Genomic DNA, 20,475 nt, shown 5'->3' with positions numbered 1-20,475 from the left:
GTGGAAGCGAAGCGCCCGCCCCGTGGGAGGCGGGACGGGCGCTGCCTGGCCTTCCAGCCAGGCGGAAGCTTTTCCGTTCAGGAGGTGCCGGAATGACCCAACCCCTCGGTGTAATCCTCGCAGGCGGCCTTGCCACCCGGATGGGCGGCGGCGACAAGGGGCGGCTGCTAGTCGGCGGCCAAAGCCTCCTGTCCCGTGTTGTAGACCGGCTGTCGCCGCAGGTCGCGGGCCTGGCAATGAATGCCAATGGCGACCCGGAACGGTTCAGCGATCTGGACCTGCCGGTCATAGCCGACTCGATTGAAGGCTTTGCTGGTCCGCTGGCGGGCGTTCTGGCCGGTCTCGACTGGGCAGCAGAGCAGGGCGCGGACACCATCGTCACCGCTGCCGCCGATACCCCTTTCTTCCCGCTGGATCTTGTGACCCGGCTGACCGCCGCGGCAAAAGGGATGGACCAGCCGCTGGTTATGGCCACCACCCCGCGCACCGGGGACGAGGCACTGAAATCCGGCGGCGGCAAGCGCGTGAACCGGCACCCGGCCTTCGGCCTCTGGCCTGTTGCTCTGCGCGATGACCTGCGCGCGGCGCTTGAGGGCGGTTTGCGCAAGGTGGTGCTGTGGACCGACCAGCACGGCGGCCGCGAGGCGCTGTTCGAGGCCGATCCCTTCGACCCGTTCTTCAACATCAACACGCCGGAAGATCTGGCCAAGGCAGAGGCGTTGCTGAAATGAAGATCTACGGCGTCACCGGCTGGAAGAACAACGGCAAGACCGGGCTGATGGAGCGGCTGGTGGCTGAATTCTGTGAGCGCGGCCTCACCGTTTCCACCATCAAGCACGCCCATCATGCAACGGACGTGGACCAGCCCGGCACCGATAGCCACCGCCACCGGCAGGCCGGTGCGTCGGAGGTGGTGCTGGCCTCGGCTGGCCGCGTTGCAATCATGCAAGAGCTGCGCGATGCGGCAGAACCGCCGCTGGCAGAGCTGCTGGACCGCCTGCGTCCCGTCGATCTGGTGCTGGTCGAGGGCTACAAGCGCGAACCCCACCCCAAGATCGAGGCTTTCCGGCAGGAAGCAGGCACCGAACTGATCGCCCCGGAAGACCCGAACATCCGGGCCGTTGCCAGCAACACCGGGATGGCGCTGGACCGCCCGGTTTTTGATCTGAACGATACGGCAGCGATTGCGGATTTCATCCAGATAGAACTGGGGCTGTGACCCGTTTTGATACTGTTCTCACCGTCGATTGGTCTGCTGCCAAGCGCAGGCCCCGGCGCCAAAGCAAGGATGCGATCTGGCTTGGTGTGGCGCGCGGCGGAACCGCGGAACGGCAAATCTACTGCCGCAGCCGGCAGGAGGCAGAAGTTTGGATCAGCAGCTTCCTCGACGCGGAACAGGCCGCGGGGCGGCGGGTTCTAGCCGCTTTTGATTTTCCCTTTGGCTATCCGCGCGGATTTGCGCGCCGGATCACCGGATCCGATGACCCATTTGCTTTATGGGCCTGGCTGGAAGAGCGGATCGAAGACTCTGAGGACGGAACCAACAACCGGTTTGAAATAGCCTCTGGTATGAACCGGCTGTTTACCGGCCCCGGCCCGTTCTGGGGCAAACCTGATGAGAAGACCTGGCCGGACATTCCCTACCGCAAAGCCGGTATAGTCTATAAAGACGTGGCAGAACGGCGCAACGCGGATCTGGCGGCCAAGGCGGCCTCCTCCTGTTTCCAGCTGTTTTTCAATCCGACTGTTGGCAGCCAGATCCTCATGGGGGTACCGGTTCTGCAGCGGTTGCGGCGCCGGCACAGGGCCGCTGTCTGGCCTTTCGAAAAGGTTGAGACAGCGCAAACTGTTTTTGCAGAAATATGGCCAGGTTTGATCGAGTCGGCCGTTAAGGCCGCAATGGCTGTTGCGGGCCGGGACGAAATACGCGACCGGGTGCAAATGCGGCTATTGTCGCAGGCGCTCAGCCGTCTGCCGGCCGGTGAGCTTGCCGGAATGCTGGCTGCTGTACCTGAGGAAGCACAAGAGGAAGCTTGGATATTGGGCACGGGATACGAAGACCGCTTGAACGCGCTGGCAGCGGATGAACTGGGCAGGCTGACACCGCCGCCGCTCAGCAATGATTGCTTTGCCCTGCCTGCAGGCGTGGATTGGACCCCGGTGGATGACGCGCTGACCCTGCTGCGGGACAGGCTGGGGCCGGTCACCGGAGTGGAAACCCTGCCGCTGGCAGACGCCCTTGGCCGGGTGCTGGCAGAGAGTGCAGTGGCCAAACGCTCCAACCCGCCGCTGCCGAACACGGCGGTGGATGGCTACGGCTTTGCCGGCGGCAAGTCGGAAGGCCCGCATGTGCTGCCGCTGGTGCAGGGAAGGGCGGCGGCAGGCGTGCCCTTTGATGGCACCGTGCCCGCAGGCAGCGCCATCCGCGTTCTGACCGGTGCCGCGCTGCCGGATGGCGTGGACACGGTGATCCTGGAGGAAGACGTCAACACCGACGGCACCGGGATCGCTTTCAACGGCCCGCTGAAACAGGGAACAAACACCCGCAAGGCTGGTGAAGACGTCTGCGCGGGTGACGTCATCTTGCCAGCAGGCCGGGTTATCTCACCCGCCGATCTGGCTCTGGTCTCGGCCACAGGTCTGGCGGAGCTCGCGGTCCGTCTGCCATTGCGGGTCGGTGTGCTCTCCACCGGCGATGAGCTGGTCGAGGCAGGAGAACCCGCAGGCAATGGGCAGATCTTTGACGCCAATCGTCCGATGCTGCTGGCGCTGATCCGCCAGCTGGGGTTTGTACCGGTTGATCTGGGAAAAGCTGCGGATGACCGCGAAGCCTTGCGGGCGGATCTGGACGGCGCCGCCAAACAGGCTGACGTTATCCTGACCTCGGGCGGTGCTTCCGCCGGGGACGAGGACCATATGTCGGCATTGCTGCGCGAAGCGGGCGCGATGCAGGAATGGCGCATCGCGCTGAAACCCGGCCGCCCTCTGGCGCTGGGCATGTGGCAGGGCACGCCGGTCTTCGGCCTGCCGGGCAACCCGGTGGCGGCTCTGGTCTGTACCCTGATTTTTGCCCGCCCGGCGATGGGGCTGATGGCGGGCGCGGGCTGGCAGGTGCCGCAGGCATTTGAAATACCGGCGGCCTTTGAAAAGCGCAAGAAACCGGGCCGCCGCGAATACCTGCGGGCACGGATGCGGAACGGCAGCATTGAGGTGTTCAAATCCGAAGGCTCCGGCCGCATCAGCGGCCTCAGCTGGGCGGAGGGGCTGGTGGAGCTTGGCGACGGCGCCGCAGAGATCAAGCTTGGCGACCCGGTCCGCTTTATCCCTTACAGCAGCTTCGCCATGTAGACAGGGCGCTCCCGCCCGCGGCCCGGCGCATCAAAGATGCTTGCCCGCCGTTGGGCATGGCGCCGTGCTGCGCCCGGCGCGCTACCGCCCCGCCGCTTCTTTCTGGTCAAAAATACCCGCGCCGCAGGCAGTGGCCCGAAGGGCCGCCTTCTCAGTCGAACGTCCCGGCCACCCGGCCCAGCAGCATGAAGGCGCGGGAAGTTCGGGTGTTGCCGAGAGCGGAAATCTCGCCGTCGGTCGCTTCAGCCTCAAACTCAGCGAACATCTGATCAAACCGGCGCAGGAAATGATGCGCGGCGTCGCGGAAAATCGGGTCCTGTTTCATCCGCGCCGCCGTCAGCGCCAGCGAGGTGCGGTCGCGCACGCCGCCAAGAGGGGCCACGGCACGGCCGCGCGCGCCTTGGGCAAATTGGCGCCAAATCTCAGGGCGGGCCATATCAGGGCGCAGGTCATCCATATAGATGCCGTCTTGGCTGAGCAGGGTCAGCACATCCTGCGCTGCCTGAATCACCTGGGCGGCCTTGCGGTCCTGCAGGGCTGCGCGCAGGGCGGCGAAACCGTCCTGATCCTCCGCCGTCTCCGGGAAGTTCAGGGCCCGGATGAAATGTTCGGCCGGCAGCGGCGGCGCGGCATCTTCGGCCTGGGTGCCCAAAGCCAATGATCCTTGTTCGGCCGCCGCCAGCTCGGCCGCTTCGGCAGGAATTGCCGGGCGCACCGGATCGCGGCGGCTGGTGTGGAAGGTGGCCAGCGCGGTTTCGGTCTTGCGGGTCGCCTCGGCGATCTCCTCCAACCGCTTGGCCATCGACGGCTCAGCCACCGCGGCATGCTGCTGCGACTGTGCCAGATAGGTCTGGCGCAAGCCGTCAATGGCGGCCTGCAGCTGTTCGCTTTCCTCCCGCATCACCCGGGCCGAGCGCGCGGCAGAGGCGGCAACCCACAGCATCGCCAGCGGCAGCACCAGTGCCAGAACGCCGGTGATCAGGTCAGCCCATTGCGAAAGCCCGGAATCCGGCGGTGCAAAGACAAAGAACCCGACCGCCGCCAGAAGCCACAGAGCACCCAAGGCAATGGCCGCCAGCTCGGCACCGCCCAGCCCGTTGCCCGCAGGCCCGTCAAGGCGCCGCAACGGGCGATTGCCGCCGGGGTTCGGGGTGGAGCCGGGACTGCTGCTGGAGCCTGTCATGAACACTCGCTGCTTTGCGGATCAGGAATAGACGATCTTGAGAATTTCATATGCGCGGATGCCGCCGGGGGTGCGCACTTCCACACTGTCGCTTTCGTCCTTGCCGATCAAGGCACGCGCAATCGGTGATTTGATGTTCAACAGACCCGCTTCGATGTTGGCCTCGTGTTCGCCAACGATCTGCCAGGTCTTTTCTTCGTCGGTGTCCTCGTCCACCACGGTCACCTTGGCGCCGAATTTGATGGCGCCAGTCAGCTTGGCCGGGTTGATCACGTCGGCCAGCGACAGGATGCCTTCCAGCTCCTTGATGCGGCCCTCGATGAAGGACTGTTTCTCGCGCGCCGAATGATATTCGGCGTTCTCCGACAAATCGCCGAGCTCACGCGCTTCGGCAATTGCCTGAATGATCGCCGGGCGTTCGACGGATTTCAGGTTCTTCAGTTCGCTTTCCAGCGCGGCGTGACCCGTGGGGGTCATCGGGATCTTTTCCATGAGATTGGTCCAGGTCGCTATTATGGTTTTTCTTGTCAGTATGAAAACCGCAGCCCCGCAGCATAAGCCGCGGGGCCTCCGGTCCGGTTGACAATTACCTGACCCAATCCTGCACCTGATTTCAAGTGCGCGCGGGGCTTGCCGGCACGCAATTCCGCCTAAGCGGGCGGTTTGCGGGACTTTTCCACAGAATTGCGCGAAAAAATGCCGCGCAGGGGCCGCTTCGCAAACCCCGCCTGCCATGGAATATCAATCATATTGCACCGCCTCGTATTCGATGCCGTTCTCGTCATGAAAGTAAAACCGGCGGCCCGGTTCATAGTCGCCGTGGTTGATCGGAGTGAAACCCGCAGCCTTTACTGCAGCTTCGGTCGCGTCCAAATCCTCGACGATCACTGCCAAATGATTCAGCCCGCCGACAATGCCATAGCTCTCCGGCGCTTTGCCCGCCGGGGTGCGCGGCGTGTAAAGCGCAAGATAGCTGTCTTCCCCGCCGGTATGCACGGTGTAGCCGCCATTCTTGGCCTCACCCTCCCAGCGCACATGCCAGCCGAAAACCTCTTTCATCCATTTCGCAGTGGCATTGGGGTCGGCCACGGTGACGTTTGCATGTTCAAGAACTGCGCTCATTGGAAATCTCCTTCTCGCCTGAGCAAATCTGTTGATACGACTCACTCTAATTCCTAAACCTAACTTTAGCTCAAGCAGTTTTTCAGGGAGTGCGCCATGCCGTCATCCGCCGGGATTTCCATTGGCTATCTGGCCGGCCGCACAGGTCTTGCCGTGTCCGCGATCCGCTATTACGAGGCGCAGGGGCTGGTGGAACCCTGGCGCAATGCGGGCGGGCAGCGGCGGTTCCACCGCGCCGACATCCGGCGGATGAGCTTTATCATGATTGCCCAGCAGTTCGGCTTTTCGCTGCCGGAGATCCGCGGATTCCTGCAAAGCCTGCCGGGCAGCCGCACCCCCACCAAAGAAGACTGGGCGCGGATTTCGGACAGCTTCCGCAGCCATCTGGACCAGCGAATCGAAACCTTGATGCGGTTGCGCGACAATTTGGACGGCTGCATAGGCTGCGGCTGCCTTTCGCTTCCGAATTGCAAACTGTACAACCCCGAAGACAAGGCTGCACAGAAGGGGCAGGGACCCCGATACCTGATGGGAGACCGGCCCGAGACATGAGCTGCGGCGGAAAATGATCCTTGAATGACGAAAATGGACGCACTTTTTGTCTCAGTTGCCTGTTTTACAGGTGTTTGACGCGGAGTTTGGATTGACCGGCAGGTCTGCCAAACGCTAAGCAACCGCGAAATAATATTGCGCCCACGCACCATTGTGGGGCCGGTAGCGAACAAAAGCCAAGGAGCGCCGCAAAATGGCCGAGATTGAACGCGAAGCGATGGAATACGACGTGGTGATCGTCGGGGCCGGCCCTGCCGGTCTGTCTGCGGCCATCCGCCTGAAACAGCTGGACGCCGACCTTGAGGTCGTGGTCCTGGAAAAAGGCTCGGAAGTGGGCGCGCATATCCTGTCGGGCGCGGTGCTGGACCCCTGCGGCCTGAACGCGCTGATCCCTGATTGGAAGGAAAAAGGCGCGCCGCTGAACGTTGAGGTGAAGGAAGACAACTTCCTGATGCTGGGTGAAGCCGGCCATGTCCGCATTCCCAACTTCCCGATGCCGCCGCTGATGAACAACCACGGCAACTATATTGTCTCGATGGGCAACGTCTGCCGCTGGATGGCGGAACAGGCCGAGGAAATGGGCGTTGAGATCTTCCCGGGCATGGCGTGCTCGGAACTGGTTTACGGCGAAAACGGCGAAGTGAAGGGCGTTGTTGCGGGCGAGTTCGGCAAGAACGCCGACGGCACTCCCGGCCCGTCTTATGAGCCGGGCATGGAGCTGCACGGCAAATATGTTTTCATCTGCGAAGGCGTGCGCGGCTCGCTGGCTAAGGAAGTGATCAATAAATACGATCTCGCCGCCGGCAAGGAAGTGCAGAAATACGGCGTCGGCATGAAAGAGATCTGGGAGATCGACCCGGCCAAGCATAGCGAAGGCACCGTCACCCACACCATGGGCTGGCCGCTGGGCAAGAACGCAGGCGGCGGGTCGTTCATCTATCACCTGGACAACAATCAGGTATACGTCGGTTTTGTGGTGCACCTGAACTACAAGAACCCGCATCTGTTCCCCTATATGGAATTCCAGCGTTTCAAACATCACCCGGTGGTGGCCGAGCTGCTGAAGGGCGGCAAGCGCGTGGCTTATGGCGCCCGCGCAATCACCGAAGGCGGCTGGCAGTCAATGCCGAAACTGGTTGCCCCCGGCGTGGCGCTGCTGGGCTGTTCTGCCGGCATGGTCAACGTGCCGCGCATCAAGGGCAACCATAACGCGATGCTGTCGGGCAAGGCTGCGGCCGAAGCTGCTTTTGATGCGATCAAGGCAGAACGTTCCGGCGACGAACTGGCCGCCTATGAGACCGACGTGCGCGACGGCGCCATCGGCAAGGACCTGAAGATGGTCCGCAACGTCAAGCCGATGTGGTCCAAATGGGGTCTCACCGCCTCGCTCGCTTTTGGCGGCCTGGACATGTGGACCAACAACCTGCTGGGCTTCTCCTTCTTCGGCACCCTGGGCCACGGCAAGAACGACGCCGAAGCAACCGAGGAAGCCTCCAAGCACAAGCCCATCGACTACCCCAAACCCGATGGTGTGCTGTCCTTCGACCGGCTGACCAACGTGTCTTTTGCGATGACCAACCACGAGGAAAGCCAGCCCTGCCACCTGCAGCTGGGCAATGCTGACACTCCGATCCAGGTCAACCTGCCGAAATTCGCCGAACCAGCGCAGCGCTACTGCCCCGCCGGTGTATACGAGGTGGTGGAAAAAGACGGCCAGCCGGAGTTCGTGGTCAACTTCCAGAACTGCGTCCACTGCAAGACCTGCGACATCAAGGACCCGTCCCAGAACATCACCTGGACCACGCCGCAGGGCGGCGACGGGCCGAACTACCCGAACATGTGATCGGAATTTCAGCTTTTCGGCGCGGTTTTGCCGGAATTTATGGGGCGGCCCTCGGGCCGCCCCATTGCGTGTTGACGGGCGGCGCACTACGCTTTCTTAGAAGAGCAAAGAGCAGTAAATCGTAAAGGGGTCCCGCGTGCCCGTATCCATTCTTCGCACCCTGTCCTGTGCGGCCCTGGTGGCCGCTTCCGTGCCTGCCGCGCAGGCGGAAGGGCTGGCCGGCTCATATCTGGCCGGACGGGCCGCAACCTATGACAGCGATTTTGCTGCCGCGGCTCTGTATTACACGCAGGCCCTGGCCCGCGATCCGCAGAACCCGCTGCTGATGGAAAACGTGGTCTTTGCGCAGCTCGCCATGGGCAAGGCTGAACTGGCGGTGCCGGTCGCCGCAAGGCTGCTACAGGCCGGTGCCCGCAGCCAGGTGGCCAATATCATTATTGCAGGCGGCCATGCCGCAGATGGTGATTTCCAGGCAATCCTGGACCGCGACGCCGAACAGGAAGCAATCCATCCGCTGGTGGACGGTTTGCTGGAAGGCTGGGCGCATATCGGCAACGGCTCCGTTTCCAGCGCGCTCAAGACCTTTGAACGGCTGGCCGAAGATGGCAGCCTGCGGCCCTTTGTGCTCTACCACCGGGCACTTGCACTGGCCTCGGCCGGTGACTACGGCGGGGCCGAGGCGCTGTTTGCCGCCGAAGATGGCCGCCTGGCCACACTCAGCCGCCGGGCGGCAGTTGCAAGGGTGCAGATCCTGTCGCAGCTGGGCCGCAGCGATGACGCCCGTGAAGCGCTGAATGCAGCCTTCGGCAGCCGCCTGGATCCCGGGCTGGAAGCCATGGATGCGCAGCTCGCCGCCGGGGAAACGCTTGCCTACACCATTGCCCCCAGCCCGCGGGAGGGGGTGGCTGAGGTGTTCTATACTCTTGGAGCGGCGCTGAATGGCGACACCGCCAACGATTACGTGCTGATGTACGCCCGCATGGCGGCTTCACTGCGCCCCGATCATGTGGACGCAATCCTGCTGAGCGCCGGGCTGCTGGACCAGCTGGGCCGCTACGAGCTGTCGGTTGCGACCTACAAGCAGGTGCCCAGCGGCCATCCCGACTATCACGCCGCTGAAATGGGCCGCGCCGAGGCGCTGCGCCGCGCTGCCAAACCGGACGCGGCAATCGAAGTTCTGGAACAGCTGGCGCGGGACTTCCCGGAACAGCCCAGCGTCTATGTCAGCCTCGGCGATCTGCTGCGCCAGCAGGAAGACTACGCGGGTGCTGCCGACGCTTATGACAAGGCGCTGGCCAATACATCCGAAGACTCCGGCACCCGCTGGTTCCTCTACTATGCCCGCGGTATCTGCCATGAACGGCTGGACCAATGGGACCAGGCCGAGGCCGATTTCCGCGCCTCGCTGGAACTGGACCCGAACCGGCCGCAGGTGCTGAATTACCTGGGTTATTCGCTGGTTGAAAAAAGCAGCAAGCTGGACGAGGCGCTGGAAATGATCGAACGCGCCGTCGCGGCACGTCCTGATTCCGGCTTCATCGTCGATTCCCTGGGCTGGGTGCTTTATCGCATGGGCCAGTTTGACGATGCGGTTGCCCATATGGAACGCGCGGTTGAGCTGATGCCGGTGGACCCGGTGGTCAATGACCACCTGGGCGACGTCTACTGGGCCGTGGGCCGGGAGCGTGAAGCAGAATTCCAGTGGAAGCGGGCGCTGTCTTTTATCGATCCGGAAGACACCGATGGCGAAGCCGACCCGAACGCATCCGCCGCAAACTGGAAGTGGGCCTGGACGCAGTTCTGGCCGAGGAGGGCGCTGAGCCCCTGAAGGTCGCCAATGGCGGCTGAGGTCTTTGCACCTGCCAAGATCAACCTGACCCTGCATGTGACCGGCCGCCGCGACGACGGCTATCACCTGCTGGATTCGCTGGTGGTCTTTGCCGATTCGGGGGATCTGCTGCAGCTTGATCCAGGACCTGAGCTGGCGTTGGATGTCTCCGGCCTGTTTGCGGGCGGCGTGCCGGCGGATGAGCGCAACCTGGTTTGGAAAGCCGCCGCGGGGGCAGGCTGGACCGGCCGGATCGGTCTCGACAAACATCTGCCCCATGGCGCAGGCATCGGTGGCGGCTCCTCGGACGCCGCTGCGGTTCTGCGGGCACTTTCCGGGCAGGGCTGCGGTATTCCCGATGATTTGCCGCTGTCGCTTGGCGCTGATGTGCCGGTCTGCATGGCGGCCCGTGGGTCCCGGATGCAGGGGATCGGCGAGCAGGTCGCGCCGGTGGAGCTGCCAGAGCTGCATGCGCTGCTTGTTAATACCGGCGCACATGTCCCGACCGGGCAAGTGTTTTGCGAACTTGCCTCCCGTAACAATTCGCCGATGCCGCAGGACATTCCGGCTTTCGCCTCCGCTGAAGACTGCGCCGCGTGGCTTGGCGAACAGCGCAACGACCTGGAGGCTCCGGCCACCAGTGTAGCGCCGGAAATTGAACGGGTGCTCGCGGACCTGCGCTGCTCCCGCAACGCGCTGCTGGCCCGCATGTCCGGTTCCGGCGCCACCTGTTTTGCGCTCTACCCATCAAGGAAAGCCGCGCATTTTGCAGCCTATGAAATCGGGGCGGAGCATCCCGAGTGGTGGTGCAGTGCAGTCACTTTGACCTGAAGCACTGCGCGCGGCGGAACACGGGCACTCCCGCCTGCGGCCCGGCGCATCAAAGATGCTTGTCCGCCGTTGGGCCGGGCGCCGCGCTCACGCACGGCGCGGTACCGTCCTGCTGCTTCTTTCTGGTCCTAAATACCTCCGGGGGTGAGGCCGGAATGGCCGAGGGGGCAGCGCCCCCTTTACCCGGTCAGTTCAGCCGCGAAACCACATAGCCGGCCAGATCGCGCAGCATGCTGCGGATCTCGTGATCGGGCAGGACGTCAAGTGCCGCCTTCGCCTTTGCCGCCCAGCCATTGGCGTCTTCGCGGGTGGCCTCCAGCGTGCCGTACTTTGCCATCAGTGCCAGCGCTTGCTCCAGGTCGCCGTCTTCCTGCTTGCCCTTCTCGATGGTGCGGGTCCAGAACGCGCGCTCTTCGTCTGTCGCCTGCGCCACCGCTTTGATCACCGGCAGTGTCAGCTTGCGTTCGCGGAAGTCGTCACCGACATTCTTGCCGGTGGCCTTGCTGTCGCCCTGATAGTCCAAAAGGTCATCCGCGATCTGGAAGGCAATCCCCAGCGCGTCGCCATAGTCAAACAGCGCCTTCACCTGTGCCTCGGAGGCGCCGGCGATCACGCCGCCCACTTCCGTCGCCGCCGAGAACAGCGCAGCGGTCTTGCCGCGCACCACCTGCAAATAGATGTCCTCACCGGTTTTCAGGTTCGAGGCTGCCGTCATCTGCAGCACTTCGCCCTCGGCAATGGTGGCCGAAGCATTGGCCAGGATATCCAGTACCCGCAAGGAGCCGGTCTCAACCATCAGCTGGAAGCTGCGGGCAAACAGGTAGTCGCCGACCAGAACCGAGCTTTTGTTGTCCCAGAGCAGGTTCGCTGTAGGCCGCCCGCGCCGTTGGGCGCTTTCATCAACCACATCGTCATGCAGCAGGGTCGCGGTGTGGATGAATTCCACCGTGGCGGCCAGTTTCAGATGGTGATCGCCCTGATAGCCGCACATCTTTGCTGCCGCCAGTGTCAGCATCGGCCGCAGGCGCTTGCCGCCGGCCTCAACCAGATGCGCGGTCACCTCGGGGATGCGCGGCGCATGTTGCGAGGCCATCCGCTTGCGGATCAGCACATTCACTGCGTCCAGTTCCTGGCTCAGCGTGGCGGCCAGCATTTCATGCGGCTTCCTGGTCATCACTTCGTCCATCACTTTCCCGCTCGCAAGGCTCGACAAGGCCGGGGCCTTGCCCTTAGATCCAATCCTATGAAAGAGCTTTTGCGCAGCACCGATCCGACGATCATGGCCTTTGCCTCCGCCCTTCTTGAGGGTGAGGATATAGACTGCTTTCAAATGGACGTAAATATGAGCATCCTGGAAGGCGGGATCGGGATTTTCCCGCGCCGCCTGATGGTGCGCGCGGATGATTACGACGATGCGCTGGTGGTGATGCGCGACAATGAAATCCCGCTGGGCCGATGACCGCATTTGCGGAAGACGCGCTGAGCTGCAACGGCTTTCTTGGCGGCAGGGTGCGGCTGTGGCAGCCCGTAAAGGGATACCGTGCGGGGGTGGATCCTGTGCTGCTGGCCGCAGCGGTCCCGGCAAGGCCAGGCGAGGCGGTTCTGGAACTGGGCTGCGGTGCCGGCCAGGCTTTGCTGTGTCTTGCAGCGCGGGTGCCGGATCTGCAGCTGGCGGGGGTTGAGCTGCAGTCGCCTTACGCGGAGCTGGCCCGGTGCAATGCTGCGGAAAACGGTCAGGAGATCGAGGTGTTCGAGGCTGATTTATCAGCGTTGCCGGAGGTTCTGAAACAGCGCCAGTTCCATCACGTCTTTGCCAATCCGCCTTATTACAAACCGGGTGCCCATAGTCTGGCGCGCGATGCCGGCAGGCAGGTCGCACTGGGAGAGGGCACGCCGCTGGCAGACTGGATCACAACCGCCGCCCGCCGTCTGGCGCCGAAAGGATACCTGCACATGATCCAGCGCGCTGACCGGCTGCCGGACATGCTGGCGGCCTGCAGCGGCGGCCTTGGCTCGGTCGAGGTGCTGCCGCTGGCCCCGCGCCAGGGACGGGGGGCCGAGCTGGTGATCTTGCGCGCGCGCAAGGGCGGCCGGGCGGATTTCCGGCTGCATGCGCCGCTGATTCTGCATGAGGGTGCCCGGCATCAGCGGGACGGAGACAGCTACCACCCGAAAATCCGGGCTGTTCTGCGCGAGGCGGCGGCCTTGCCTTGGCCGGTTTAACGGGGGTTTTCCAGCGCCGCGAATATAGGGGTCAAGCTATCTGCATTCAACTTATGCGGACTGTTGTCCGGCGGGTTTCTGCCATAATGCGCTTTTACCTGCGGCAAAATGCGCGGCGCATGGCCGATACGAAAATTTCATGACAAAAATACTGCGGCTGCGGCGTGACAGACGTAAAAACTTGTGGTCCACTCTTTGGTGTCAAACACATCTAGCTCAACGAAGGAGGGTTGCCATGAGCCTTAGCTCGCATCTGACCGAACTTAAGAAGAAGCACGAGCATCTGAGCATGGAAGTGGAACAGGCCCAGCGATCGCCCAGTACCGACGGTCTGGAAATCGCATCAATGAAAAAGCAAAAGCTCAAGCTGAAAGAAGAGATTGAGCGTCTGACGACTGAACTGGTCTGAAGAGTTTCCGCCGGAACGCATCCCGGCACTGCACATCGGAGGGTCTGCCCGGCGCGGCGGCCCTCTTTTTACTTGGCGGGATCAGCTTGCCGAACCGGCCCCGGCCGCAATCAGCGCCCCGCCCATCAGCCGCGACAGCACCGAATAGCCGGACCAGGTCAGCGCGCACAACAGCGCCAGCCCGTAGGTGGGAAGATACTGCGCCTCAAACCCGCCGCCGCTCGCAATGATGGTCGCCGCCCCGGCAAAACCTAAGCCAGTGCCGATGGTGAAGTACAGCGCATTCAGCAGCAAGGGCGGGACGGGCGCGGTTCCGACGGTCAGCAACGCCAGAAGCGACCACAATAAAACAGCGATGAAGCCGATGGCGGTCGCACGGGATTTGGTCATGGCGGCGGGATGTCCTCAACCGGGATGATGTCAAAAGCCTCCGAGACGTAGGCGGTTTTTTCAATCTCGGTAACAAACCAGTCCCGGAACGCCGCGATCGGCGGCCGCGTTTCGGTGCCGGGCGCGCAAAGAAACCGGAAATGCGCCTTGGTCTCAATTGCGGTCTTAAACGGCGCCACCAGCCGGCCGGCATGCAGATCGGTGACCGCCATGCCGCGCCGGCCCAGAGCCACGCCGGCCCCCGTGACAGCGGCGTCGATTGCATGGTCGGCTTGCGAGAAATGCGAGCCATGGGTCGGTTTGAAGTCGATGCCTTGGGTGCGGAACCAGGCCGGCCAATCGCAGGGCGGGTCCAGAAAATCGATGGATTCGTCAAAGATCAGCGGCGCCTCCATCAGGCTTTCCGGCGTGGTATAGCGCTCCGCCAGCTCCGGCGACATCACTGGCGTCACCCATTCCGGCGGTACCCGCAGCACATAGTAACCCTCATCCGGGCCATAGCCGAACCGGATTGCCACATCGACGTCATCGCGGACAAAATCCAGCATCCGCAACGTGGCCGAAAACCGCAGGTCGATCTCGGGATGTGCACGGGCAAATTCATACAGCCGCGGCGCCAGCCATTTTGCCGTCAGCCCCGGCCCGGCGGTTACTGTCAGCGTGGTGTTGTCCTGCAGGCGGCGCACGGTGCGCCAGGCAGCGGTCAGCGCCTCGAACCCTTCCGCCGCTCCGGGGGCCAGTGTCTTTCCCGCCTCAGTCAGCTCTACCGCGCGGTTCAGGCGGCGGAACAGGGGCTGGCCCAGATGCTCTTCCAGTGATTTGATCTGAAACGACAGCGCCGCAGGGGTCACATTCAGCTCCTCCGCCGCCTTGGCAAAGGACATGTGACGGGCCGCGGCATCAAAAGCGCGCAGGGCGGTGAGGGGGGGCAGACGGTCAGACATCTCACACAAGTACAGCTTAACTGAACCTGTGCAAAGTCTCGTTTGTGTGTTTGACGGAACGTCTTCATATTGGCTGCAGGTAAAGGATACTGATCCGAAAAGGAGGCCGAAGATGCTGGAATACTCTGCTGATGCCGCCGTGAAGTCTGCCATGGCCCGTGCCCATGCCGAGCGCGGTAAGGTGCTGAAAAATGCGCTGAAACTGGCCTGGACCCGGCTGTTTGGCGCACGGTCTGTGCCAGCCCTCCGCCCCAAGATTTCCCGCTGGGCCTGAGCGCGCTCTGTTTCGAGAAAAGGCACTTACGGGATAGGAAAAGGGCCGGTCCAAATGGACCGGCCCTTGCCGTTTCTTCTGATGTGAAAGATCAGACGAAGAACTGCGCGCCGTTGGCGGAGATGGTCGAGCCGTTGATGAAGCCCGAGTCGTCAGACGCCAGGAAGGCGACGCAGCGGGCAATCTCTTCCGGCTCGCCCAGACGGCCGGCAGGGATCTGGCCAATGATCGACTCGCGTACCTTTTCCGGCACCGCCATCACCATTTCGGTCGCGATATAGCCGGGGCAGATGGCGTTGGCGGTGATGCCTGCGCGCGCACCTTCCTGGGCCAGTGATTTTACGATGCCCAGATCGCCCGCCTTGGTCGCGGCGTAGTTCACCTGGGCGAACTGGCCCTTCTGGCCGTTGATCGAGGAGATCACGACGACGCGGCCGAACTTACGCTCGCGCATGCCGGGCCAGACCGGATGAATGGTGTTGAAAACGCCGGTCAGGTTGGTGTCGATCACTTCCTGCCACTGCTGCGGCGTCATCTTGTGGAAAGGCGCGTCGCGGGTGATGCCGGCATTGGCGACCACGATGTCGATCGGACCCAAATCCGCTTCGACCTTGGCAATGCCGGCGGCGCTGTCTTCGTAGTTGCCAACATTCCACTTATAGGTCTTGATGCCGGTTTCGTCGGTGAATTTTGCCGCGGCTTCGTCATTGCCGGCATAAGTGGCGGCGACATTGCAGCCCTGCGCCTTCAGCGCTTGGGAAATTGCTGCGCCGATGCCGCGGGAGCCGCCGGTGACGAGTGCAGTACGTGCCATTCAAGAATCCTCCAGTATTAGTCTCTTGGTAATCTTGCTACAGTTTTCATTTTGCGGGCGCAACAATATTGCGTGATGATTTTTCTGCGGTGCCGCAAGAAAATTGTCGCACCCACAGTATATACTTGTTTTGTAAAAGAAAAAGGACGCCGCAGGGGCGTCCTTCACTTTTTGCGGTTTTGTGCCGGTTACGGGCGTTCAACGCACAAGGCAACGCCCATGCCGCCGCCGATGCACAGGGTGGCCAGGCCTTTTTTGGCACCGCGGCGTTTCATTTCGAACAGCAGCGTGTTCAGCACCCGGCAGCCCGAGGCGCCGATCGGGTGGCCGATGGCAATGGCGCCGCCGTTCACGTTCACAATCGACGGATCCCAGCCCATGTCCTTGTTCACGGCACAGGCCTGCGCGGCAAAGGCCTCGTTGGCTTCGACCAGATCCAGGTCGCCAACCGACCAGCCGGCCTTTTCCAGCGCCTTGCGCGAGGCATAGATCGGGCCAACGCCCATGATCGACGGGTCCAGGCCGGCCGTGGCATAAGACGCGATGCGGGCCAGCGGCTCGATGCCGCGCTTTTCGGCTTCATCGGCGCTCATCAGCAGGGTGGCGGCGGCGCCGTCGTTCAGGCCCGAGGCATTGGCAGCGGTGACAGACCCGTCCTTGGCAAAGGCCGGACGCAGTTTCTGCATCGCTTCCATGGTGGCGCCGTGACGGATGTATTCGTCCTGGTCCACAACAATGTCGCCCTTGCGGTGCTTGACGGTGAAGGCGGCGATCTCATCGGCGAATTTGCCGGCTTTCTGCGCCGCTTCCGCTTTGTTCTGCGAAGCCACGGCAAACTCGTCCTGCATCTCGCGGGAGATCTGCCACTGCTCGGCCACGTTCTCGGCGGTCTGGCCCATGTGGTAGCCGTTGAAAGCGTCCCACAGACCGTCGCGGATCATGGTGTCGATATATTTCATATCGCCCATCTTCTGGCCGGCCCGCAGATGTGCTGCATGGGGGCTGAGGGTCATGTTCTCCTGGCCGCCGGCGGCGACGATCGAGGCATCGCCCAGCATGATGTGCTGTGCGCCCAGTGCCACGGCGCGCAGGCCCGAACCGCACACCTGGTTAAGGCCCCAGGCGGCGCTTTCCTGCGGCAGACCGGCGTTGATATGTGCCTGACGGGCCGGGTTCTGGCCCTGTGCGGCGGTCAGAACCTGGCCAAGGATGGTTTCCGAGACTTCGGATTTGTCCACGCCGGCCCGCTCCACCACGGCTTCCAGCACGGCTGCGCCCAGATCGTGGGCAGGGGTGTTGGCGAACGAGCCGCCAAAGGAGCCGACGGCGGTGCGCGCGGCGGATGCAATTACAACATTGGTCATTGATTTCTGGTCCTCTGCCATCAATTCAGGTCTTCCGGGGATCTTTGCGCGCGGGATGCGAAATCGGGCGCGCAACAATCTTTCCCGTATCCTCCGGGTGCCGACATAATCTATTGCTGCATGTGCAGCAATTGACAGGGTGTCTCAGGGGGGGCCGCAGAGTCAACCGCCAGAAACGCCTCGCGGCACAGGATTCCCGTCAGCCGGAGGAGAACCTTCCGCAAAGCAGCGAAACAACACGCAAACTGCGTCAGCACCCTGGTCTTTGAATGCGCTGGAATAGCAGGGCTGGCAGGTCAGGGACTCTGATGTGAATACGATAGAGGCAGCGCACGGAAACCTTGCCCTTCTCAGGGCGCTTTTGCGGCGCCTCGGTCGGGTTGGGGCTGGGCCGGGCAAGCAGCTTTTCTGCCCTCAACTGCGTCCTGAACATCCTCGCACCGTGAATGGGGGCCATGTGAACCTGCTGATCAGGGAGGTTTCCGCGACCGTCCGCGGTGTCAGCTCCCTGGGCGTGCTCAGCTTGCCTCCCGGCGCTGCTTCATGTCTTCAATCCAAGGCGGCGAGACGGAAGGCGCGCCAAACAGGTAGCCTTGCAAGCAATCAACGCCGTTTTCGACCAGGAATTCCGCATCCTCCTGGCTTTCCACCGATTCCGCGACGGTGAACATGTCAAATTGCTTGGCAATGCCGACCAGGGCGCGGACAACGGACTGGTTGTCATGGCTGGTGTGAATACCGCGCACGAATTGGCCGTCGATCTTGACCGCATCAAAGAAGAACTGGCGGAAATGGCCGATCGCGGTGGTGCTGGCGCCGAAATTGTCCAGCGCAAAGGCAATCCCGTGCTGTTGCATCCGCCCCATGAAATCCGTCACCAGTTCCGGTGCCGCCATCGCCGAAGCCTCGGATATCTCCAGCACCAGCCGCTCGCCCAGTGTTGCGTCGCGTTTCAGGAACCGGTCCAACACGTTTACCCAGCGCTGATAGCCGATGGAGCGGGCCGACATGTTCACAGACAGGCGGATCCGCGGGTATTTATCCAACGCCCGCAATCCATGCTGCAGGGCCAGGCAGTCCATCTCGCGGCCGATTTCCTTTTCTTCGACCACATGCATGAATTCCCGGGCGGGAATCACCCGGCCAGTCGGATCCAGCACCCGGATGTACCCCTCGTAAAACGCCACTCCATGCGGTGCCATTGCCTGCATGACGGGCTGATAGGCCAGCACGGTCTGATTGTGGCGCACCGCATCTGCAACCATGTCCAGGGTGGATCGGTCGCGGCCGGTCACCGCTGCATTCAGCGGGTTTTCAGAGCCTTCGGGTAATTCTGCATTGGCGTTGAGTTTGGTCATGTGCTGCTGGGGCCCTGTTCCGGCAAAGGTGTGGCACAGTATGGTGCTCCCGGCAGTTTCACGCAAAAGGGTTGAAGCGGAATTAAAGTTCGAATTTGAATGATCTGCCTGATGCCGCCGCGGTAAGCTTAGCCGTCAAAGCCGGGGGTGCCTGCATCTTCGGGGTGGCGGGCGAGGTGGTCTGCCTTGATCCCTGCTGAGGTGCTGCGGCTGCCATCGTGGCTGTAACCCGGCGGTGCAAAAGCATAGAGAAACCGCTGTTTCCAGCTGAGGCCGGGCTGGGCCATGTCTTTGAAAATGCCCGCCCATTCATGAAAGGCGACGCGCAGCGGATTGAAAGTGGCGATGTTGTGGACCAGGCCGAAATCGGGGCGGTCGTGATCCTGCTCGGGCACAAATGTGCCGAAAATCCTGTCCCAGATAATGAAAACGCCGGCATAGTTGCAATCCAGATAGCGGGCATTGCGACCGTGATGGGCGCGGTGGTGGCTGGGGGTGTTCATCACCGCTTCGAACCAGCGCGGCAGGCGGTTTATCGTCTCGGTATGAATCCAGAACTGGTAGATCAGGTTCAACCCGCCGCAAAACAGCACCAGCGCCGGATGGAACCCCAGCAGAACCATCGGCGCCTTTACCACCATCATGAAGGTGAAGGTCCCGGTCCAGGTCTGCCGCAGGGCGGTTGTCAGGTTGTAGTGCTGGCTGGAGTGATGATTCACGTGGGACGCCCAGACCCAGCGGATCCTGTGGCCGAAGCGGTGCACCCAGTAGTAGCGCAGATCGTCCAGCACAAAACATACCAGCACTGCCCAAAGGGACGTGCCCATGTCCAGCGGCGTGATCCGCCACAGCAGCATCAGAAAACCCCAGGCAGCAAAGCCCAGCAGCAGCCCTTCGGCGACGCTGCCCGCGCCCATGATCAGCGAGGTGACCGCATCGCGCGTCTCATACCGCCCGCCGCGCCGTTTCAAGGCGATCCACAACAGTTCGGCCAGAATGGCGGCGATGAAGAACGGCACTGCCAGCTGGGTGGCATCGGGGTAAGAGATTGTTCCGGTCATACGGCCTCCTGAGCGGCGGCGGCGATCAGCGCCTGCCAGTGGGCGCGCTCGGTGCCCGTCAGTGCCAAAGACAGGGCCGGGGCGCTGAAGTCTTTGAAGTCAAAGCGCAAACCGGCCGGGCTTGGGGACACGGCGGCAGCGTGCAGATGCCGGGCCACGGTGTCAGCGCCAAAAGCCCAGACCAGGCCCGGGCCGCTTTGGGCCGCAATCAGCGCGGCATGGCCGCCTGCCGCGGGCAGCACATCGCGGATGCTGTCGCCGGGGCAATGCCGCAGCCAGGCTTTGCGCGCAGTCTCCGTGGTCAGCACAGCGCGTTCAGACCGTCCCGACAGATGCAGGATTACGGCAATTGCGGATATCCCGCCCGCAACCAGGGCCAGCAGCAGTTCAAGCGGCATTTTGTCCTCCCGCAGGGCAGACTGGCGGGAGGGCAGGCCCCTGTCAAAGGTGGCGTGGGGTCAAGCGGATCCTGTCCCGCCTGCAGAGAAGGGCGGGTAAACCGCGCGCCGGCGCTTCTGGATTAAACCGTGGCAGCCGTGCGCTGCGGCTTTGCCAGAACCTGCATCTGCACCACTTGTTCAACAAAGGGCACCAGCCCTTCGGGTCCTGAAGACCGGTCCTTCAAATGGATGCAGACGTCCGGGCGCAGCGCCGCAATGATGCCGATGAGGTCGCCGCGGATCTGGTCGTCCAGGCCCGCGCCCATGATCACGCATTCGATACGCGGTTCGGTTTCCAGCTGGCGCACCACCTCGGGCTGGTCATGCGCGCCCAGCCAGTGGATCGGCAGATGGTCCAGCTCCTCAGCCACATTGCCAATCACATGCGGCAGCTTGCCGATCAGTAACACAACAGGTTTCATTTTACTCTCCACCCTATAGGCGGGCGCCTTTTAGGGGCGTCCCTCAAGGAGGAAGTAGCACAAAATCCT

At 62.7% G+C, this 20,475-nt stretch carries 21 protein-coding genes and 2 pseudogenes; 11 read left to right on the top strand and 12 right to left on the bottom strand.

Features of this window, described 5'->3' with window-relative positions:
* Positions 1-92: 92 nt before the first annotated feature.
* Genes mobA through glp form a run of 3 tightly spaced genes read left to right on the top strand, consistent with a single transcriptional unit; the run spans position 93 to position 3,348 of the window.
* Positions 93-731: a molybdenum cofactor guanylyltransferase MobA gene (gene mobA / locus ETW23_RS16305; protein WP_134830634.1), complete on the top strand. Its 639-nt coding sequence runs from the start codon at positions 93-95 to the stop codon at positions 729-731.
* Positions 728-1,219: a molybdopterin-guanine dinucleotide biosynthesis protein B gene (gene mobB / locus ETW23_RS16300; protein WP_134830633.1), complete on the top strand. Its 492-nt coding sequence runs from the start codon at positions 728-730 to the stop codon at positions 1,217-1,219. The genes mobA and mobB overlap by 4 nt, the downstream gene beginning before the upstream one ends.
* A complete protein-coding gene (glp, locus tag ETW23_RS16295) occupies positions 1,216-3,348 on the top strand; it encodes a gephyrin-like molybdotransferase Glp (protein WP_134830632.1) in 2,133 nt (710 codons plus the stop codon). Before mobB ends, glp begins: the two co-directional genes overlap by 4 nt.
* Before the next feature lie 151 nt (positions 3,349-3,499).
* Here glp and ETW23_RS16290 read toward each other — a convergent pair whose 3' ends face one another.
* The 3 genes from ETW23_RS16290 to ETW23_RS16280 all read right to left on the bottom strand — a co-directional run bounded on the left by ETW23_RS16290 (position 3,500) and on the right by ETW23_RS16280 (position 5,653).
* Positions 3,500-4,531 (bottom strand): hypothetical protein, encoded by a 1,032-nt coding sequence (locus tag ETW23_RS16290; RefSeq protein ID WP_134830631.1) that lies wholly within the window; start codon positions 4,529-4,531, stop codon positions 3,500-3,502.
* A 21-nt stretch (positions 4,532-4,552) separates the two neighbouring features.
* Positions 4,553-5,023, bottom strand: coding sequence for a transcription elongation factor GreA (gene greA / locus ETW23_RS16285; RefSeq protein ID WP_134830630.1), 471 nt, complete (start codon positions 5,021-5,023; stop codon positions 4,553-4,555).
* A 249-nt stretch (positions 5,024-5,272) separates the two neighbouring features.
* Positions 5,273-5,653, bottom strand: coding sequence for a VOC family protein (locus ETW23_RS16280; RefSeq protein WP_134830629.1), 381 nt, complete (start codon positions 5,651-5,653; stop codon positions 5,273-5,275).
* A gap of 96 nt (positions 5,654-5,749) precedes the next feature.
* Between ETW23_RS16280 and soxR the strand changes: the two genes are divergently transcribed.
* The 4 genes and pseudogenes from soxR to ETW23_RS16260 all read left to right on the top strand — a co-directional run bounded on the left by soxR (position 5,750) and on the right by ETW23_RS16260 (position 10,707).
* Entirely contained in the window at positions 5,750-6,205 is a 456-nt protein-coding gene (gene soxR / locus ETW23_RS16275; protein ID WP_129369844.1) for a redox-sensitive transcriptional activator SoxR, read from the top strand.
* Positions 6,206-6,398: 193 nt separating this feature from the next.
* The gene (locus ETW23_RS16270) at positions 6,399-8,048 is read left to right on the top strand and encodes an electron transfer flavoprotein-ubiquinone oxidoreductase (protein ID WP_134830628.1); all 1,650 of its coding nucleotides are present in this window, start codon (positions 6,399-6,401) and stop codon (positions 8,046-8,048) included.
* Between the two features lie 136 nt (positions 8,049-8,184).
* Positions 8,185-9,896 (top strand): annotated as a pseudogene (locus ETW23_RS16265) (tetratricopeptide repeat protein).
* Complete coding sequence (locus ETW23_RS16260) at positions 9,886-10,707, top strand: 4-(cytidine 5'-diphospho)-2-C-methyl-D-erythritol kinase (RefSeq protein WP_134830627.1); 822 nt, start codon at positions 9,886-9,888, stop codon at positions 10,705-10,707. Before ETW23_RS16265 ends, ETW23_RS16260 begins: the two are co-directional and overlap by 11 nt.
* A 187-nt stretch (positions 10,708-10,894) precedes the next feature.
* On the opposite strand, the gene ETW23_RS16255 is transcribed toward ETW23_RS16260, so the two are convergent.
* A complete protein-coding gene (locus ETW23_RS16255; protein ID WP_134830626.1) occupies positions 10,895-11,893 on the bottom strand; it encodes a polyprenyl synthetase family protein in 999 nt (332 codons plus the stop codon).
* 57 nt (positions 11,894-11,950) lie between these two features.
* Here ETW23_RS16255 and ETW23_RS16250 point away from each other — a divergent pair, with 57 nt between their 5' ends.
* From ETW23_RS16250 to ETW23_RS16240, 3 genes are all read left to right on the top strand, one after another.
* On the top strand, positions 11,951-12,166 hold the full coding sequence (locus ETW23_RS16250) for a DUF2007 domain-containing protein (RefSeq protein ID WP_134830625.1): 216 nt from the start codon (positions 11,951-11,953) through the stop codon (positions 12,164-12,166).
* The gene (locus ETW23_RS16245) at positions 12,163-12,930 is read left to right on the top strand and encodes a tRNA1(Val) (adenine(37)-N6)-methyltransferase (protein WP_134830624.1); all 768 of its coding nucleotides are present in this window, start codon (positions 12,163-12,165) and stop codon (positions 12,928-12,930) included. The genes ETW23_RS16250 and ETW23_RS16245 overlap by 4 nt, the downstream gene beginning before the upstream one ends.
* Before the next feature lie 235 nt (positions 12,931-13,165).
* The gene (locus ETW23_RS16240; protein ID WP_024088941.1) at positions 13,166-13,339 is read left to right on the top strand and encodes a YdcH family protein; all 174 of its coding nucleotides are present in this window, start codon (positions 13,166-13,168) and stop codon (positions 13,337-13,339) included.
* A gap of 114 nt (positions 13,340-13,453) precedes the next feature.
* On the opposite strand, the pseudogene ETW23_RS16235 reads toward ETW23_RS16240, so the two are convergent.
* Positions 13,454-13,729, bottom strand: a pseudogene (locus ETW23_RS16235) (EamA family transporter); the annotation flags it as partial.
* Positions 13,726-14,673, bottom strand: coding sequence for a transcriptional regulator GcvA (locus tag ETW23_RS16230; protein WP_129369851.1), 948 nt, complete (start codon positions 14,671-14,673; stop codon positions 13,726-13,728). The gene ETW23_RS16230 and the pseudogene ETW23_RS16235, both read right to left, overlap by 4 nt.
* Positions 14,674-14,785: 112 nt before the next feature.
* On the opposite strand from ETW23_RS16230, the gene ETW23_RS25220 reads away from it, so the two are divergent.
* On the top strand, positions 14,786-14,947 hold the full coding sequence (locus ETW23_RS25220; protein WP_167738135.1) for a hypothetical protein: 162 nt from the start codon (positions 14,786-14,788) through the stop codon (positions 14,945-14,947).
* Between the two features lie 91 nt (positions 14,948-15,038).
* Here the strand turns inward: ETW23_RS25220 and phbB are convergent, their stop codons facing one another.
* The 6 genes from phbB to ETW23_RS16200 all read right to left on the bottom strand — a co-directional run bounded on the left by phbB (position 15,039) and on the right by ETW23_RS16200 (position 20,406).
* Positions 15,039-15,761 carry an acetoacetyl-CoA reductase gene (phbB, locus tag ETW23_RS16225; protein WP_134830623.1) on the bottom strand — a complete coding sequence of 241 codons (723 nt, stop codon included), beginning with the start codon at positions 15,759-15,761 and terminating at the stop codon, positions 15,039-15,041.
* A gap of 188 nt (positions 15,762-15,949) precedes the next feature.
* Complete coding sequence (locus ETW23_RS16220; RefSeq protein WP_129369853.1) at positions 15,950-17,125, bottom strand: acetyl-CoA C-acetyltransferase; 1,176 nt, start codon at positions 17,123-17,125, stop codon at positions 15,950-15,952.
* Positions 17,126-17,643: 518 nt separating this feature from the next.
* Entirely contained in the window at positions 17,644-18,483 is an 840-nt protein-coding gene (locus tag ETW23_RS16215) for an EAL domain-containing protein (RefSeq protein WP_129369854.1), read from the bottom strand.
* 128 nt (positions 18,484-18,611) lie between these two features.
* The gene (locus tag ETW23_RS16210; protein WP_134830622.1) at positions 18,612-19,544 is read right to left on the bottom strand and encodes a sterol desaturase family protein; all 933 of its coding nucleotides are present in this window, start codon (positions 19,542-19,544) and stop codon (positions 18,612-18,614) included.
* Entirely contained in the window at positions 19,541-19,942 is a 402-nt protein-coding gene (locus ETW23_RS16205) for a hypothetical protein (protein WP_134830621.1), read from the bottom strand. Before ETW23_RS16205 ends, ETW23_RS16210 begins: the two co-directional genes overlap by 4 nt.
* Before the next feature lie 122 nt (positions 19,943-20,064).
* The gene (locus ETW23_RS16200) at positions 20,065-20,406 is read right to left on the bottom strand and encodes a hypothetical protein (protein ID WP_129369857.1); all 342 of its coding nucleotides are present in this window, start codon (positions 20,404-20,406) and stop codon (positions 20,065-20,067) included.
* Positions 20,407-20,475 lie beyond the last annotated feature (69 nt).

The organism is Leisingera sp. NJS201 (genome assembly GCF_004535885.1).
Lineage (GTDB): Bacteria > Pseudomonadota > Alphaproteobacteria > Rhodobacterales > Rhodobacteraceae > Leisingera.
Note: the sequence above shows the minus strand (reverse complement) of the source record. Positions and strands in the feature narration are given on the sequence as shown.